Consider the following 18,337-nt stretch of genomic DNA (forward strand, 5'->3'; position numbering starts at 1 on the left):
TTTTATCCCGCAAATTTTTAAAATTTCAGGACATTTTCATTTACGGTTGACAGCTGTTTCATAAAAAATTACTAAATATAACAGATTATCACTGAAAATTATAACAGATAAAACAGAGTTCTTTGTGCATTTTTTATCAAAGTTTAGTATAAAAACCTATGATTTAATTGTAATTGTATGCATAACTCATCTTTTTTCTTGCAATTGGGCAGCTAAGGTGTTATCGTTGAAAATGAGCAATTATTGCTACAGTTTTAATTTAACTGTTATTAAGGACAAAAAATGAGAGGAATGTGAAAGAATGGCACGAGCTAAAGCAAAAGTGACAATGGATGAATTATTGATGCCAGATAATTTTGATTTTTCAATGGTTCAAGTGATGGATGAAGCGGGGAAGATTGTTAATCCAGATCTTTTAGGTGATGTTACTGAGGAAGACATGGTTAAATTTATGGAAGAAATGGTTTGGGCTCGCGAATTATTTGAGCGTTCAACAGCGCTTAACCGTCAAGGACGTTTAGGTTTCTATGCTCCAACTTCTGGTCAAGAAGCTTCTCAATTAGGTACTGTATTGGCTACTGAAAAAGAAGATGTACTGTTACCTGGTTACCGTGATGTTCCTCAATTAATTAAGCATGGACTTCCTTTATATAAGGCTTTTCTATGGTCAAAAGGACATGTAGCTGGATCAACTTTTGATGAAGACCTAAAGGCGTATCCACCACAAATTATTATTGGTGCACAGTATGTTCAAGCAGCGGGAGTTGCCTTAGGAATTAAAAAGAATAAACGACAAGCGATTGCGATGACATGGACGGGTGATGGCGGTTCTTCACAAGGAGACTTTTATGAAGGAATTAACTTTGCTGGTGCATATCAATCACCAGCTGTCTTTGTTGTTCAAAATAATGGCTGGGCGATTTCAACGCCCCGTTCTGTCCAAACAGCCGCACCGACTTTAGCTCAAAAAGCTGTAGCAGCCGGCATTCCTGGTATTCAAGTGGATGGGATGGATATTTTAGCTGTTTATGCAGTTACAAAGGCTGCTAGGGAATATGCGATTGCAGGTAATGGACCGGTACTAATCGAGACTGTTTGTTATCGTTTTGGTCCTCATACCCTTTCTGGAGATGATCCAAAACGTTACCAAGCAGAAGGCTCTCAAGCAGAATGGCGCGCTAAAGATCCTTTAATTCGTATGCGTAACTACCTAACTGCTAAAGGACTTTGGTCAGAAGAACAAGAAGAAGAAGTTATTCAAAGGACAAAAGAAGAAGTTAGAGATGCCATTAAATTAGCTGACCAAGAACCAAAACAAAAAATCTCAGATTTTTTAAAAAATATGTATGAGACACCAGATTTTGTAACACAAGAACAAATTAGTAAATTTGAAGCAAAGGAGAATAAATAATTATGGCTAAATTAACAATGATTGAGGCTATTACAGAAGCCTTAGCCAATGAATTGCGCACAAACGACCGCACACTTGTTTTTGGAGAAGATGTGGGTAAAAATGGTGGGGTTTTCCGAGCTACTCAAGGCTTACAAGAAGAATTTGGCGAAGAACGTGTAATGGATACACCGTTAGCTGAATCTGGTATAAGTGGCATGGCTATCGGGCTAGCTCTTGAAGGATTCCGTCCAATTCCTGAGATTCAATTTAATGGATTTGTTTTTGAAACAATGGACTCTGTTGTAGCTCAAGCCGCGCGTACCCGTTACCGTATGGGAGCTTCCCGTAACCTACCAATTACATTCCGTTCTCCTTTTGGTGGAGGAGTTCACACACCTGAGCTTCATGCAGACTCATTAGAAGGTCTCTTAGCTCAATCACCAGGCCTTAAAGTGGTAATTCCTTCTAATCCATATGATGCTAAAGGCTTATTAATTTCAGCGATCCGAGATAACGATCCAGTGTACTTTTTGGAACACATGAAATTGTACCGTTCTTTCCGTGAGGAAGTTCCAGAAGGAGAATACACTGTTCCTTTAGGCAAGGCAAAAGTTGTTAAAGAAGGTACAGACTTAACTTTAATTGCATATGGTGCTATGGTACAAGAATCGGTCAAAGCAGCAGAAAAATTAGCTAAAGAAGGCGTTGATGTTGAGGTACTTGACTTAAGAACAGTTCAACCATTAGATATTGAAACAATTATTGCTTCGGTAGAAAAAACAGGAAAAGTAATTGTAGTTCAAGAAGCGCAACGTCAAGCGGGTGTTGGAAGCAAAGTGATTGCTGAGATTTCTGAACGTGCAGTTCTTTCTCTGAAAGCACCAATTGGATTCGTAGCTGCTCCTGATACCATCTTCCCATTTGGAATGGCTGAAAGAGACTGGTTACCAAATGCAGAAGATATTGTGGCCAAGGCTAAGGAATTAGAAGATTTTTAGACGATAAATGATTTCAAGCAGATGTTCCATCTGCTTGCTTTCGAGTCAAGTTAAGAAAAGGAGAAAAATTATATGGCATTCCAATTTAAATTACCAGCTTTGGGCGAAGGGATTATGGAAGGTGAAATCGTCTCTTGGGCGGTTAAAGAAGGAGACACAATTAAAGAAGATGACACTTTAGTCGAGGTCCAAAATGATAAATCCGTTGAAGAATTACCTTCTCCAGTTTCTGGAACTATAAAAAAAATTCATGTAGCAACCGGTCAAATTGCTCAGCTCGGTCAAATAATTGTTGAAATTGATGCGCCAGGATTTGAAAACGAAGCTAACCCTGAGAGCGAAGAAACGCCGGCGAGTCCAGCCAAAGAAGCATCTGATTCAAAAGTAGATCAAACAGCAAAAGTTAATTCGAACACAGCATTTTTCCAATTTAAATTACCTGCTTTGGGCGAAGGGATTATGGAAGGAGAAATTGTTTCTTGGTCCGTAAAGGAAGGTGAAACAATTAAAGAAGACGAAACCTTAGTAGAAGTTCAAAATGATAAATCAATTGAAGAATTACCTTCTCCAGTTTCTGGCATCGTTAAGAAAATTCATGTACAGACTGGTCAAATTGCGCAATTAGGGCAAGTTTTAGTTGAAATTGACTCGCCAGAACACAATGGTCAAACCGACAATTCAACTAGTAGGGAAGAACAAGGAGAAGCGCTAGCAAACTCTTATGATGATGCAGCCTCGCCAGTTGAGAAAAACCCAGTAATTGAAACGACGGTAACTAAAGAGTCACCACATGTTCAAGGGTTATCGGATGAAGAGGCAGCGAACCGTCGCGTATTAGCAATGCCATCCGTTCGTAAACTTGCACGTGATAGGGCAATTGATATCACACGAGTAGCAGGAACCGGCAAGAACGGTCGCATCACAGCCGAAGATATTAATAACTTCGCCGCATCGGCCAAAATGGAGTTACCAGTTAATAAGTCTGAGCAAAAAGTGGCTACTTCTAGCACAAATGAAGAAATTGCGGCTAAAACGGAAGCTCAACAGTCAAAATCTGAAGCCAAGCCATTTGTATCCAATCAAACTGAGCGTGAAGAACGTGTGCCTTTATCAGGCACTAGAAATGCCATCGCTAAGGCAATGGTCAATTCTAAGCATACGGCTCCCCATGTTACTTTATTCGATGAAGTTGAAGTGTCTAAACTATGGGAACACCGTAAGAAATATAAGGTCATTGCTGCTGATAAAGAGGTCAAATTGACTTTTCTTCCATATGTTGTGAAGGCTTTAATCGCAGCTGCTAAGCAATATCCAGTGATAAATTCATCAATTGATGATGTTTCTAATGAAATTGTTTACAAAAACTATTATAATGTAGGTATTGCGACAGATACAGAACGGGGACTATACGTTCCAAACATTAAAGAAGCTAATACTAAGAATATGTTCCAAATTGCTAATGAAATTGTTGAGCTTTCTGAAAAGGCTCATGATGGTTCATTATTGATGTCTGAAATGTCAGGTGGAACAATGACTATTTCAAATATTGGTTCAGCCGGCGGAAAGTGGTTCAGCCCGATTATCAATCATCCTGAAGTAGTCATCTTAGGATTCGGTTCGATTGTGCAACAGCCAGTTGTCAATGAAGCGGGTGAATTAGCTGTGGGACGTGTATGTAAGTTGTCATTAAGCTTTGACCACCGTATTGTTGATGGAGCAACTGCACAGCGTGCACTGAATGAAGTGAAACGTTTTCTTGCAGACCCAGAACTATTATTAATGGAAGGATAGTGATCAAATGGTAGTTGGAGATTTCGCAATGGAATTGGATACCGTCGTAATTGGAGCAGGTCCTGGAGGCTATGTAGCAGCTATTCGTGCTGCACAGCTTGGACAAAAAGTAGCAATTATTGAAAGAGAATACTTAGGAGGCGTTTGTTTAAACGTGGGTTGTATTCCTTCAAAAGCCTTGATTCAAGCAGGACACGTGTATCATCAAGCAAAACATGGTGAAACATTTGGTGTTTCTACTTCAAATGTGGAAATTGATTGGGAAAAAACCCAAAATTGGAAGCAAAATGAAGTTGTAGCGAAAATGACTTCTGGTGTGGAAATGCTTCTTAAGAAAAATAAGGTGGAGATTATTGAAGGAGAAGCTTTTTTCTCTGATAAAGATACTCTTCGTGTTGTCAACGGTGAAGAAGCGCAAACCTATACTTTCAAAAATGCAATTGTTGCAACAGGATCTCGCCCTATTGAAATTCCAGGTTTTGAATTCAAAGGCCGTGTGATTGACTCAACAGGTGGATTAAACTTGCCTGAAATTCCTAAAGATCTAGTGGTTATCGGTGGTGGAATTATCGGTACAGAGCTAGGAGGCGTTTATGCAAATCTAGGAACAAATGTGACTATCTTAGAAGGATCTAAACAATTTATTCCTTCATTTGAAAAGGATATGACACGTCTTGTTGAAAGAGATCTAAAAGCTTTAGGAGCCGAAATTGTCACAAACGCAATGGCTAAGAAGGCTGAGGAAAAGGGAGACCGTGTGGTTGTAACTTATGAGCGCAAAGGTAAAGAAATTCAAGTTGAAGCGGACTATGTAATGGTTACTGTAGGACGCCGTCCAAACACTGACAACTGTGGTTTGGAACAAGCAGGTGTTGAATTAGATGAACGTGGATTGGTTAAAGTAGATAATCAAGGACGTACTTCTAATCCAAACATTTTTGCCATTGGCGATATCGTTCCTGGAGCCATGTTAGCCCATAAAGCTTCATTCGAAGCGAAAGTTGCTGCATCAGCAATTTCTGGTGGAAAAGACATTGTTGATTATAAAGCCATGCCGTCTGTATGCTATTCTGACACTGAATTAGCTTCAGCAGGACACACTAAGGACTCTGCTAAAGAAGCGGGGATTGATGTAACTGTAACTAAATTCCCATTCGGTGGTAATGGCCGTGCAGTAGCTTTAGATCACTATAATGGTTTTGTTCGTTTGGTTACAAGAAAAGAGGACGATGTTATTATCGGAGCTCAAGTGGCTGGGCCAAGTGCCTCAGATGTATTAGCAGAAATCACCCTCGCAATTGAAGCCGGTATGAATGCTGAAGATATTGCCTTAACTGTTCATGCGCACCCAACGTTAAGTGAAGCAACGATGGATGCAGCTGAAGCAGCACTCGGCATGCCAATTCACATGTAATAACTCTATAACCCCTGATAGAACAACTTCTATCAAGGGTTTTTTTATTCGTTTTCTAAAAGGGACAGTATTTAATAATCAACTAGGGGAAAAATTTAAGCCCCATGCAAAAATCATGCAGGGGGCTTAAATTTTAAGGTTAGACGATTTGCATCCTTAAAGAGGTGGCAGTGTTCCCAGATCCTTTTTTGGCATTGATTGGAATTGATGATAAATGACATAGCTAGCTAAGATAAAAGCCATTACGTCCGCGATAGGGGCTGCCAAAGGGACTTGTTCGACACCGAACTGGTGGCCAAAAAACAAAATGAGGGGAAGCAAGAAAAAAATCTGTTTACTAAGGGCCAATAATGCACTCTTAAAGCCATAACCAATGGCTGATAGGAGATTTGCCATTCCAATGTGCATGCCTATAATAACCGTCATGAATAAAAAGCTACGTAAGTAATGCATGGCATAAGTAAAGTATAACTCCTCACCATTACCAAAGATACGGATTAAAGGACGGGTGAGGGTTTGGAAGATAACAAACATTATTAATGAGAAAGCGGCTAAAACTTTCATCTCTAATTTGAAAGTGTCTCTAACGCGCTGATAGTTTCTAGCGCCGTAATTGACACCCAAAATAGGTTGAGCTCCTTGAACGATTCCGATGACAACACCTATGAACAAGGTGTTAATTTTAATGGTAATACCAGCAGCAGCGATTGGGATATCCGCTCCGTAAATAGAGTTGGCTCCGGCAAATTTAAGAGTATTATTGAGGACAATTTGAACGACGGTATTTGACAACTGAAAGACAAAAGAGTTGATACCCAGTTTAAATATTTGCCAAAGTTCGTTCAGCTGGATAGTTATTTCACGAAAATGAATGGATACTAGTTTGAATTTTGGAATATAAGCAAGAATAAAAAGTCCTGAGACTATTTGCCCGATAATTGTGGCCAAAGCAGCACCACGCATTCCCCAATTAAATCCGAAAATAAACAGAGGGTTCAATGCTGTATTGATTGCTGCCCCTACGAGAACACTTATCATGGAGTATTTTGCACTACCATCTGCTCTAACGAGATTTGCTCCACCAATATTCAACATAAAAAAAGGAATGCCGATAGCAATAATTTGTACATATTGAACGGACAGAGGATAAACTTTTTCAGTAGCTCCGAAAAATTTCATTAGTGGACCTGCTTGCCAAAAGACTACAAGAGCGAGAAGAATTCCCGATAAAAGTAAAAATCCAAAGGCTGTTGCGAGTGTATTGCGAGCCGTAGTGAAATCTTTTCGACCAATAGTTAAATTAAAGTTAGCAGCGGCGCCAATTCCTGTGAGTAATCCGATGGCTAAACAGACCGTCGTTATCGGAAAAGCGATATTGGTTGCTGCATTTCCTAAATAGCCAACTCCTTGTCCAATAAAGATTTGATCTACGATATTGTAAAGAGAGTTGGCCAGGTTGGCAATAATACTGGGAATTGCAAATTGTTTAAGTAATTTGGACACGGGTTCAGTTTCAAGAGGGTTGTGTATGTTAGGAATTTCAAGCGAGGGATTAGTTTCTGTCACAAATTTCTTCCTTTCTTAGCAAATTTATTTTTATTATGATAATCGACTTCCCATTATAACATAAAAAAATTCTAAAGGTAAAACGATCCAATTAAAAAAGAAAATTTGTGAAATCTAGTTAATTTTTAATAAAATTTTATGGAATAGGATTATGCAATACGCGGATGTGACATAAGTTTTCGAGAGTGGAAAACATAAAATGATGATTATTCTTTATAAGAAACAGACATTCATTTTTTAACAAGTACCACTATACATGACCTAGTGGTACTTTTTTATCTTGGAAGTTTATAGTCGATATTCCTTTATGAACAATCTTCTTAGTTTTTGATCATCTTTTAGCACTAGCGATTAAATGAAGAATAATTGAAGCGGGAAGCTGGGATTACATCTCTTTTATAAACTCAGTGTTTTCTAGCTGAAGAGCGAGTATAAGATATAGAATTAATTTGCAATTAATTGATTGTTGTAAGCTATTAATAAAAAGGCTATTAAAAATAAAACATAATTAATTGAAAAAATATAAATTCAATATTAGAATATATTTGAACTTTTTAATTTCGTATAATTGTTGAGATTATGTACAATTTAGAAATGAAATTCATAGTCAATGACCGTTCATTAAAGCATTAAACATTCTAAATAATTTTAATTTATATAAAGGAGTGATAATAGAGTACTATAATGAGAGTTAAAACAATTAAGTTGCTTTGTAGTAGTTTGGGAATTTAAGTGCCAATACCTGGAAGGAGATATCTTATGTCGGAAGTAGAACGCGGAATAATGAAAGTTTCGATTCTAAAAATGCAAGATATACTTCTTACGCTTTTATCAATACAAACCTTGGTGAAAGAGTTGTATTTGATGCTGGATTTTAAAATTTTATCAAGTTGTACATAGTAGTATTTGATAATTAATCAGATTGGGCGGGCTGAGTCCCGCTTTTTAAAAATGAGGGGAGCATATGAAGCGGATTTTTATTATTCTGTCGAATCTATTGGTGGGTCTCTTTTTGGTATGGGTGGTTAACATTTGGGGAGATACCTATGTTTCTTATTATTATCCAAATGTTTCGGTATTTGATGCTTCTTCTGAGGTTGATTTTGAGAAGGTGGCCGATCATTTAACCTTATTGGCACAAGATACAGATAGTCTCATCGCCATTCAGCACCAAGAACCTGGAGCAGACGGAAAGCCCGTCTTTTCTTATACCACTTTTGGAACTGGAAAATTACCACAAGGTCTCACTGCAAAATCAAGGGAAGCAGCTAAAACGAGTAGTGTACTGACTAACTATTTTATCTTTAAGGGAAATTTAGACCTAGATCTATTGAAAACAACATTAAAGGATGCAGGATTGACTAGACTCTCTCCAGCTATTCCTTCTGGGGTTACCGTTCTAGCTTCCATATTTAGTAATGGCTTTCAACTCATCGGCTTACTGATTTTCTTTTTAACCTTTGGAGCGCTTAGTTTAATTTATCAAATTCGTGCTCTAAGAACAGCGGGCATTCGTTTAATTTCTGGCGAAAGTCGTTGGGGAATTTTTCTCAGACCCATTGGTCGAGACCTCGTTAACCTTTCAATCGGTCTAGGCGCTGGTTTCCTGTTAGCAATGATTCTAAAATCAGTAGTTTCAACCCCTTTGATAGCTTTTTATACAATAGGAGCGGGTCTATTCCTTTACAATCTTTTTTTGCTGATTATTTCCTTATTCTTTGCTAGTTTATTTGCAGTCGGTATTAAAAAAGTGCACTTGATGCAGGTTATAAAAGGACAAATTCCGGTGAGGGGAATCATTAGTCTCATTTTAATGGGTCAATTTTTAGCTTTCATTATTGTTTCTATAGGGGTTAGTTGGACACTAAATTATACCCATGCCTTGCAACAGCAAAAACAAGGTCAGACTATTTGGCAAAAAGAAAATCAGCTCGTCTCTCTGAATTTTGCCCGAAGTGGCTCAATTGGAAACAAGAAAGAAATGATTGAGAAACAACAAACATGGTTTCAATTGATGGATCAAGCCATCTCAGAAAATCGTGCGATTCTTTCAAGGCATTATTTAGCAGAACAAGGGTTTCAAAGAGGACCAAGTACTGTTAGTCTACCCTTATCTGATCATGAGCTTTATCAACCACAAGGCAACGTCTTGATTGTCACTCCTAGCTATTTAAAACGGCAACAGATTGCAGTGCCTCCCGAAATCGACAGGAAACTAAATAAGTTAGCTGTAGGTGAGTTCGTTCTCCTTTTGCCAGATAAGCTTCAATCAAATGCAAGTCATTACCAGACCATCTTTGAAGACGCTACAACAACGCTTATGGCTAGCCAGGATAACCGTCAAAAAATGAAGGCGACTGTTGCATACTTAAAAACGGGATATCAGCGATTTGTCTATAATGCAACGCCCCTTTCCTATCAACAATTCCTTAAAGATCCGATTATCATTGTTTTGACTCCACATTCAACGGGTGAACAATCTTACTTGTTTTGGCAGCAAGCGCTATCGTCCTATTTCTTTTTTGATCGTTTAGGAGATGCCCAATCACTGATTGCAAAATACGGACTTGAAAATTGGGTGGCTGAACTTCAGACAGGGTATCAAATCCATCAAACCTTACTGGATAATCTGCAACGAGAAGTTTGGGCAATGATTGCTGGGGCAGTATTAGGCATTGTGACGTCTATTTTAATGTTTCATACGATGAATCAACTTTATTTTGAAGAATTTCGACGCGATATCTTTATTAAACGCATAGCAGGCCTTCGTTTCTTAGAAATTCATAGAAACTATCTGCTAGCGCAGATACTTGTTTTCTTGCTGGGTGTTATTGGCAGCGTCTTTCTTGTAACGGATATCGTGCTTGCTTGGTATTCTTACTGTTTACCGGCATTTCAGTCCTACAATTGCATTTGCAAATGAAAAAGGAAAATAAAATGGCGATGCTTATTTTGAAAGGAGCCTAAGATGATTCGATTAGAAAAAGTGGGCTAATAGTTTGGTGACCGTGTCTTATTTTCAGATCTTTCTATGACTTTTGAAGCCAATAAGGTTTTTGCTTTGATTGGTTCAAGTGGTAGTGGTAAAACAACGCTTATGAATAGGATGGGAAACTTGAAAGTTACGATGGGACGATTTTCTGTCGGAATAAGGATTTGAGCAAGTATCAACCGAGTGAATTCTTCCGTCAGGAGTTGGGGTATTTATTTCAAAATTTTGGTCTCATAGAAAGTCAGACGATTGAAGAAAACTTAAAACTCGGTCTAATTGGTCAAAAAATTAGTAAAACTGAGCAACACAAGAAGGAAAAAGAAGCTTTGATGCGTGTCGGACTCTCTTATTTAAGTCTCAATAAGAAAATATTTGAATTATCAGGCGGAGAATCACAGCGCGTGGCTTTAGCTAAGGTTATTCTTAAAAACCCTCCTCTTATCTTAGCGGATGAACCGACTGCATCCGTTGACCCTGAGACAGCTAAAGCGATTATGGAAATTTTGCTCTCCTTGAGAGATGAGAATAGACTCATTATCATTGCTACTCATAATCCATCTATTTGGACAATGGCTGATGAGATTGTTTCAATGGATCGATTGGGTATGACAACAAGTTTCATTAATTTTGGGTAAGAATAATATAATGATTAGTCAATTAGTATGAATAGTTAGCTCTTTGCCAACTATAGAAGGTAGGGCAAAGCCAAGTGCTAGAGAAGACCAAAATGTGAATGGGTCTTCTCTTTTTATCTGCCTAAAACAGTCAAAAGCGCGACAACAACCTTCCATCGAGAAGTTAGCAGCCGAAGGGACATAGATTAATATTTGCATTCGGCTTCGTGTAACAATGATCCAATCCTGCTAGCTTTATGAGGAAGATGCTTGTGTGAGTTGAAAGCGTAGTGGCAATAAATAAGTACTCATTTAAAAAGAAGTAGATCGATGCTATTAATTTACCTGACGTGATTTGTACCAGAATAATTGACAATCGGTGATTACCATACGTTGAGCTTATCACATCATAATAAAAGATTTCATAATTACATAATTACTTCAAATAGTTCATATTCATTCCGGAGAGTAATTTATTTGGCTTTCGCGCTAGAAGTATTAAGGAAGTGATTACATAAGATTAATGCACCTGCTTCAACGCATTCAAATCCACTACTTGATCAACCATCTCCCAAACTAATGGATCATGGGTGGCAATGAGGATGACACGATTATCATTACTGAGAGAGAGGAGTTTTTTCATGATAGCCTTAGCGTTTTCAATGTCAATCGATGCAGTCGGTTCGTCTGCAAGGATGAGAGGCGGGTCTTTTAAGATTACCTTAGCAAGTGCGACTCGTTGGGCTTCTCCACCCGACAACTCGAAAACCTTGCGATCTAACTTTAAATAATTTAAGCCCACTTGGTCCAAGATTTCATGCATTCGAGTCTTTTTGTCCTGTTTACTTAGCTTCTTTCCGATCAGACCTAAATCTAGATTGGTTTCAACGGTTTCATTCTCGATTAAGCCAAAATTTTGGAAGAGGTAACCTAAATAATCACGAAAGAAGACTAAGTCTTTAATCGATTTGAGATCTTGGCCTTTAAAGAGGATCTGTCCTTGATCATAAACTTCAAGATGGGCAATTATATTCAATAATGTGGTTTTCCCCGACCCGCTTTGACCGGTTAGGGCATAGGATTTGCCAGCTTCAAAGTTCAAATTCAAGTCAGCAAATAGGGGACGTTGGCCGAAATTTTTATGAAGATTAGTTACTTGAATCATGCTAGGCTCCTTTCAAGAGGGTTAAAGACTGGCGGTTTTCTTTTTTCACTTGGAATACTAGGGATAATAAAGCTATCAACAAAAAGATGATTATATTGATTAAAACACTAACTTTATGCTTAGCTAATATCATTGATAAACCAAAAGCGATTATAAAAATCATTAATTGCAATGCAAGATAAACTTGATGATTTTGCCAGAAGTTTAATCCTGAGATTCTCTTTATTAAAATATCACGACGGAACTGGTTAAAATAAACTTGATTCATACAAATGAAAAGTAATAATGAGGATAAACATGCGAAAAAGGAAGCAAACAAATGAGTGACTAAATTAGTTTTATAATTAGTCATTTTCTCCAAGTATGTTTGTCTTGAATTAACTAAATAAGATATTTTAGAATATAAATCATATTTTTTTAAAAGACTAATTGTTTCATCATAACCTGTATACTTAATGTTTTTAGCGGCATTAATCATCCAATGCATATATGAAGGCAAGGTGTTACCCGTAGATTCAGGTGACATTACAACAATAATTGGCTGAGATAGATACTGTTGATTTGAAACAGTATCTTTTGAAAAATTCTCTGTATTGTACAAGAACACGGAATTCAAACGATCAGAAAAAAAAGTAATCGGCTTTACATCATATAATATTTTAGAATCGTTTTCGACTCCTTCACGACTGAACGTTGTTAAATAATCCATAAAGTAATTTTCAATTTGATTTTTTGAATCTTGAAGTTCTCTTGGAATAATAAGACCAAATTCTCCTAGACTTAAATGATTAAATCTTTCAATTCTTTCTTCAGATAAATCAAATTTTTCTCTCTTGACATAATTCGGACTTACAAAAATTACTTTATTAAATAGGTTAGCATCTTGAATTGGAGCAGGATCAGAAAATTCATTTACTTCCAAACCATTATTTTGTACTTTTATAAAGAAAGCATCCTGTTCATTTAATGCTTCTTGGGTAAAAGAATACCATTTTTTGAAGGATTGTTTGTTATGTTTAGAAGAATTCATCAACGGCGCTAGCCCAAATTTAATATCAAATAACTCAGCATTACCTTCCCATTTATTAGAAGCTTTCCGGAGAGTATGTAGTGAATCCGCAAGGGTTAAAGATTGATCGATCGTATAGCCTAAAATAAATACAGAAAACACTTGACCGAATAGCATGAAAATTAGCAGAAAACGATAAGGTAATTTTCCTTTTATAATTGAAAAAAGCCTGTATTGATCAGTATAGATATAAAGTATTAGACTCAAACAAAGATTTAAAAACAAAATGATGCTATTAAAGATTAGTAAAGAATAAAATGTTATGCTAAAAAGATACCAAGTTGAATGTTCTATTATTTTTAGCAAAAGGCCTGAAAGACAGGTTGTAATAAATATCATAATGATAACATAGCGTATATCATGATAGATCAATTGGTGATAGATTTTCTTTGTAGTTGCACCTGAAATTCTTTTAATGGCTATTTCTTTTGCTTTTTTTATAATTTGTATTAAAGTCAGTGAAAAATAAGTTAACAGCAGAATTGCTAGCGTGATGATGACAGAGGAATGTAAGTACAAATTCTTTGCATTTTGAAAAGAACTAGTCGCAGGAATAACGATTGCATTAGCTCCATATTCTTCAAAATATTCCTTTAGTGTGGATAGAGATGATGCCCCTTCAAAAACTAAATAACTCGCTGCTAAATCACTATTTTGAATACTTTCATTATTTGCTTTAATTATTTCATGGGGCAATTCTTTATTACCGTATAGTGCATAAGTAAATTTTGTCTGACCAGATTTATTAGGTTCTACTATTCTTCGACCTATGAGAATTCCATGTTGTAATGCAAAATCCTGTAATTCTGACTCAAATTTAGCACGCTGAATATTTTGATCAAAATTTATGATTTGAACCCCTGGATACTGAGAAAAAGTAAATATCTCAGAAGAAAAATTTATAACATTTATCACTAGTAGTAACATGATTAAATTTGATAAGGTAATATATATTTTTTTCATAGGATACCTTCCTCTGAGTTATAATCAGCCATTAAGAGTTAACAAATGATCGAAAGCACTTTTCAACTATCAAAGGGGCTTGAAAAGTTAATCGTTTGCTAACAAAATTTTACCGAATTTCCAAGTTACTTTCTAGCCCCTCATTAATTATTATAAAAGTGGGCTGACAATAAGAAAAGTATGCTTAACGCTCAAAGTAGTCCCGAAAGTGGAAAGAGAGTTTACCAACACTCTTTCACCGGAGTATTATGCCTTTCTAAACAAGCAAGAAACAGATCCATGAATGAAAGATAAAAAGATACGTTGCAAATAAAACACTATTTTTAACATTTTATATTTGAGGCGTTCAAAATATTGAATGTGAGGAGTTTTTGACGGTAATTAGTATGCTCTATTGACTAGGATCCGCTTTTTGATTGAGTAGAACAATGTATCTTATTAAGAAAACGTTTTATATTCGAAATACTTTTTCATTTGCGTAAAAATGCGTTATATTAGTATTAACCGAAATGAATTTGTTGGAGGTGCAATAATATGTCTAATTATTCCTATCCATTGAATGAAGATTGGTCGAGTCAAGAAATTGCGATTGTTGTTGAATTTTTAGCAGCTGTTGAATCCGCCTATGAAAGAGGAATTAAAGTAGAACGGATTAAAGATAAGTATCGAGCATTTAAAGAAATTGTCAATTCGATAAGTGAAGAAAAACAAATTGATCGTGAATTTCAAGCGGCTTCGGGATACTCTATCTATCGATGTATGCAAAAAGCTAAAACATTGAAAGATTCCCAAACGTTAAAAATGCCTTAGGAGGTCACTATGGATTTTCAATTACATCAACGTGTAATATCTTGGTTAAAAACAGCTGGGGACTCGTTGATCGCTTCCTTGAATACCAATTTAATGGTTGAAGAAAAAACGAACGCAAGTGATTTAGTCACACGGATGGATAAAGAAGTAGAAGCCTATTTTACCCAACAAATTAACACTTACTATCCCGACCATCGTGTATTAGGCGAAGAAGGAAAGGGACATTCGATTAAAGAGACTCATGGAGTCTTATGGATAATTGACCCGATTGATGGAACTTTGAATTTTGTCAAGCAAGGGCGTTTTTTTGGCGTCATGATTGGTATATATAAAGACGGTCGGCCGCTAGCGGGCTATATCTATGATGTAATGCAAGGCGATCTTTATTATGGGTTTGTCGGTCAAGGCGCTTTTTTGAATGATCGTCCTCTGATACCATTAGAAATTAATTCGTTAGAGCAAGGGCTTATGGTGACAAACGCCCACATTTTAGTTGAAAACCAATTTAATAGTCAAGCATTATTACATGCATCTCTGGGTTCAAGGTCTTATGGTTGTGCAGCTTATGAAATGATTTCCGTTATTAGAGGGGAATCCGCTTTTTATTTAGCAAGTCGTTTAATGCCGTGGGATTTTGCAGCGGGAGTAGCAATTTTAGAATCTTTAGGTTTTAAGTATAGTCAACCTAACGGACAGGATCTGAACCTTTTAACAGCGAATCCTGGTCTCTTCTCTAACGCTGCAGTTTATGAGGAAGTATTACAGATAATTAATTCAAAAGAAAATTAGGAGAATTTAATGAAAATAAGAAATGACATAAGAAATATTGCAATCATTGCCCACGTTGACCATGGTAAAACCACTTTGGTTAATGAGCTCCTTAAGCAATCGGATACTTTAGATGCTAGAGCTCAGATAGACGATCGTGCAATGGATCGCAATGATATTGAAAGAGAACGTGGCATTACCATCTTAGCTAAAAATACAGCTGTAAATTACAAGGGAACACGGATCAATATCATGGATACGCCTGGACACGCAGACTTCGGTGGTGAAGTAGAACGTATTATGAAAATGGTTGATGGCGTTATCTTGGTAGTAGATGCTTATGAAGGTACTATGCCTCAAACACGCTTTGTGTTGAAGAAAGCCTTAGAAGAAGGTAAGACTCCTTTAGTGGTTGTTAATAAAATTGATAAGCCATCGGCTCGTCCGGAGGTAGTTGTTGATGAAGTGCTTAACCTATTGATTGAATTAGGCGCAGATGATGATCAATTAGAGTTCCCAGTTGTTTATGCTTCAGCTATTAATGGGACTTCTTCGCTTTCTAGTGATTTGCAAGACCAAGAAAATACCATGGATCCAATTTTTGAATCAGTAATTGAACATATTCCAGCACCAATTGATAATTCAGATGACCCGCTGCAGTGTCAAGTCACCATGCTTGATTACAATGACTTTGTCGGCAGAATTGGAATCGGTCGCGTTTTCCGTGGCAAGATCAAAGTTGGGGATGCGGTAACGGTTATTAAGATTGATGGCTCTAAGAAGAATTTCCGAGTGACAAAATTATATGGTTTTCTTGGATTAGACCGAATTGAAATTAAAGAAGCGATGGCCGGAGACTTAATTGCAATTTCTGGAATGGATGATATTTATGTAGGAGAAACGATTGCTTCAGTTGATAATCCAGAGGCTATGCCATTGCTTCATATCGATGAGCCAACTCTAGAAATGAACTTCTTAACCAATAATTCTCCATTCGCTGGCCGTGAAGGGAAGTATGTTACTGCGCGTAATTTGGAAGATCGTTTGATGCAGGAATTGCATACAGACGTTTCTTTAAATGTTACGCCAACAGACTCGCCAGATACTTTCAAGGTGGCTGGACGTGGGGAGTTACATTTATCGATCTTAATCGAAAATATGCGACGTCAAGGCTATGAATTCCAAGTCTCACGTCCGCAAGTGATTATAAGAGAAATCGATGGCGTTAAGTCAGAACCATTTGAACGTCTTCAAATCGATACCCCGGAAGAATACATGGGGGGCATTATCGAGGCTATCAGTAATCGTCGGGGTGAAATGGCAGATATGGTTCACTCTGGCAATGGACAGATTCGTCTGGTCTTTTCAATTCCAGCTCGTGGTTTAATTGGTTTCTCAACCGAATTTATGTCTTTAACAAGGGGATACGGCATTATGAACCATACTTATGATGAGTACCGTCCGGTGATTAATGTAGAACTTGGTCAGCGTCGTAACGGAACCTTAGTTTCCATCGATAGCGGTCAAGCAACCACATATTCAATTATGAATCTTGAGGATCGTGGAACGATTTTTGTTGAACCTGGTACGGAGGTATATGAAGGAATGATTGTTGGCGAACATAATCGTGAGAATGATTTGACGGTTAATATCACTAAAGCAAAACAATTAACGAATGTCCGTTCAGCTAACAAAGACCAAACAGCTGTGATTAAATCCACTAAAAAAATGACATTGGAAGAAGCTATACAATTCATGGCAGATGATGAATATTGTGAAATTACACCAATGGCAATCCGTTTACGCAAACGTATTCTAGACAAATCAACCCGTGAAAAAGCGAAAAAAAATAAAAAATAATATAAACATAGAACTCGAAGATAATAAAAGAGTATCTTTGGGTTCAATGCCTTTGTGAATAGATATATAAGCATATTTCTTTGTCTGACAATAGTGGCATGTTATGATAAAGATCATAATAGAATTAGGAGGAGTAAAAATGACATTCAAATTACCTGAATTACCCTATGCATATGATAATTTAGAGCCCGCTATTGATCAAAAAACCATGGAGATTCACCATACTAAACACCACAATGGTTATGTTACTAAATTAAACGCAGCCGTTGAGGGAACCGAGTATGCTGACCAATCGATTGAAGAAATTATCAAGAGCTTAAAATCACTTCCAAGTGATATTCAAACAGCTGTTCGCAACAATGGTGGAGGCCACTATAACCACTCGCTATTCTGGGAATCATTACAAGCTCCTCAAGAAGACAACAAGCCTTCTGGAGACTTAGCTAAGAAAATTGATGAAGAATTTGGGTCTTTCGAAAAATTCCAAGAAGAATTTACAAAAGCTGCAACCGGTCAATTTGGATCAGGTTGGGGTTGGTTAGTTAAAGATGGCGACAAACTAAAAGTTTTAGGCACTCCAAATCAAGACAATCCTTTAACTGAAGGTTTAACTCCTTTATTAGGTTTAGACGTTTGGGAGCATGCTTACTACTTAAACTATCAAAATAGACGTCCGGACTACGTTAAAGCTTTCTGGTCTATTATTAATTGGGACAAAGTTGCAGAACGCTTTTCAGCATAATATTTATGAATAAATAAGTATAATGATTATTTTTAAAACTATCTATTTAGTTTTCACTTACTTTCCAAGTTTTTAAACTTAAGAAAAGTAAGTGCTTTTTTAATTCCTAGTCAGAGTAAATCCCGATCTTATTTTCATGGTTCTATAATTTATAGGGTTGATGGCCGAAGGCCTCAACTCTATTTTTTACTT

Annotated in this window: 12 protein-coding genes and 2 pseudogenes; 11 read left to right on the forward strand and 3 right to left on the reverse strand. The window is 36.9% G+C overall.

The genetic code is table 11. The features are described from left to right. The first annotated feature begins 301 nt into the window (after positions 1-301). From pdhA to lpdA, 4 genes are all read left to right on the forward strand, one after another. Positions 302-1,411 (forward strand): pyruvate dehydrogenase (acetyl-transferring) E1 component subunit alpha, encoded by a 1,110-nt coding sequence (gene pdhA, locus ACQV2G_RS08015; RefSeq protein WP_428874298.1) that lies wholly within the window; start codon positions 302-304, stop codon positions 1,409-1,411. A 2-nt stretch (positions 1,412-1,413) separates the two neighbouring features. Next, positions 1,414-2,391, forward strand: coding sequence for an alpha-ketoacid dehydrogenase subunit beta (locus tag ACQV2G_RS08020; protein ID WP_428874299.1), 978 nt, complete (start codon positions 1,414-1,416; stop codon positions 2,389-2,391). 72 nt (positions 2,392-2,463) lie between these two features. Next, positions 2,464-4,182, forward strand: a complete 1,719-nt coding sequence (locus ACQV2G_RS08025; protein WP_428876564.1) for a dihydrolipoyllysine-residue acetyltransferase — start codon at positions 2,464-2,466, stop codon at positions 4,180-4,182. A gap of 7 nt (positions 4,183-4,189) precedes the next feature. Then, positions 4,190-5,596 carry a dihydrolipoyl dehydrogenase gene (gene lpdA / locus ACQV2G_RS08030; RefSeq protein ID WP_428874301.1) on the forward strand — a complete coding sequence of 469 codons (1,407 nt, stop codon included), beginning with the start codon at positions 4,190-4,192 and terminating at the stop codon, positions 5,594-5,596. Between the two features lie 156 nt (positions 5,597-5,752). On the opposite strand, the gene ACQV2G_RS08035 is transcribed toward lpdA, so the two are convergent. After that, positions 5,753-7,162, reverse strand: coding sequence for an MATE family efflux transporter (locus ACQV2G_RS08035; protein WP_428875359.1), 1,410 nt, complete (start codon positions 7,160-7,162; stop codon positions 5,753-5,755). Between the two features lie 759 nt (positions 7,163-7,921). Here ACQV2G_RS08035 and ACQV2G_RS08040 point away from each other — a divergent pair. The 3 genes and pseudogenes from ACQV2G_RS08040 (at position 7,922) to ACQV2G_RS08050 (ending at position 10,789) form a co-directional block, all read left to right on the forward strand. Continuing rightward, positions 7,922-8,062, forward strand: coding sequence for a hypothetical protein (locus ACQV2G_RS08040; protein ID WP_428876565.1), 141 nt, complete (start codon positions 7,922-7,924; stop codon positions 8,060-8,062). A 64-nt stretch (positions 8,063-8,126) separates the two neighbouring features. After that, positions 8,127-10,129, forward strand: a pseudogene (locus ACQV2G_RS08045) (DUF1430 domain-containing protein). Positions 10,130-10,193: 64 nt separating this feature from the next. Continuing rightward, positions 10,194-10,789 (forward strand): annotated as a pseudogene (locus ACQV2G_RS08050) (ATP-binding cassette domain-containing protein). 499 nt (positions 10,790-11,288) lie between these two features. Here ACQV2G_RS08050 and ACQV2G_RS08055 read toward each other — a convergent pair. Beyond that, the gene (locus ACQV2G_RS08055; RefSeq protein ID WP_428876566.1) at positions 11,289-11,933 is read right to left on the reverse strand and encodes an ABC transporter ATP-binding protein; all 645 of its coding nucleotides are present in this window, start codon (positions 11,931-11,933) and stop codon (positions 11,289-11,291) included. Position 11,934: 1 nt separating this feature from the next. Continuing rightward, positions 11,935-13,965, reverse strand: coding sequence for a DUF1430 domain-containing protein (locus ACQV2G_RS08060; protein WP_428876568.1), 2,031 nt, complete (start codon positions 13,963-13,965; stop codon positions 11,935-11,937). Positions 13,966-14,499: 534 nt separating this feature from the next. Between ACQV2G_RS08060 and ACQV2G_RS08065 the strand changes: the two genes are divergently transcribed. The 4 genes from ACQV2G_RS08065 (at position 14,500) to ACQV2G_RS08080 (ending at position 18,145) form a co-directional block, all read left to right on the forward strand. Further along, a complete protein-coding gene (locus ACQV2G_RS08065; RefSeq protein WP_428874310.1) occupies positions 14,500-14,775 on the forward strand; it encodes a UPF0223 family protein in 276 nt (91 codons plus the stop codon). 9 nt (positions 14,776-14,784) lie between these two features. Then, positions 14,785-15,564, forward strand: a complete 780-nt coding sequence (locus ACQV2G_RS08070) for an inositol monophosphatase family protein (protein ID WP_428875365.1) — start codon at positions 14,785-14,787, stop codon at positions 15,562-15,564. Between the two features lie 9 nt (positions 15,565-15,573). Continuing rightward, positions 15,574-17,403, forward strand: a complete 1,830-nt coding sequence (typA, locus tag ACQV2G_RS08075; protein WP_428874312.1) for a translational GTPase TypA — start codon at positions 15,574-15,576, stop codon at positions 17,401-17,403. Positions 17,404-17,542: 139 nt separating this feature from the next. Then, positions 17,543-18,145 (forward strand): superoxide dismutase, encoded by a 603-nt coding sequence (locus tag ACQV2G_RS08080; RefSeq protein ID WP_428874313.1) that lies wholly within the window; start codon positions 17,543-17,545, stop codon positions 18,143-18,145. The last annotated feature ends 192 nt before the right edge of the window (positions 18,146-18,337 follow it).

It is taken from the genome of Facklamia sp. P12955 (assembly GCF_050409565.1).
Lineage (GTDB): Bacteria > Bacillota > Bacilli > Lactobacillales > Aerococcaceae > Facklamia.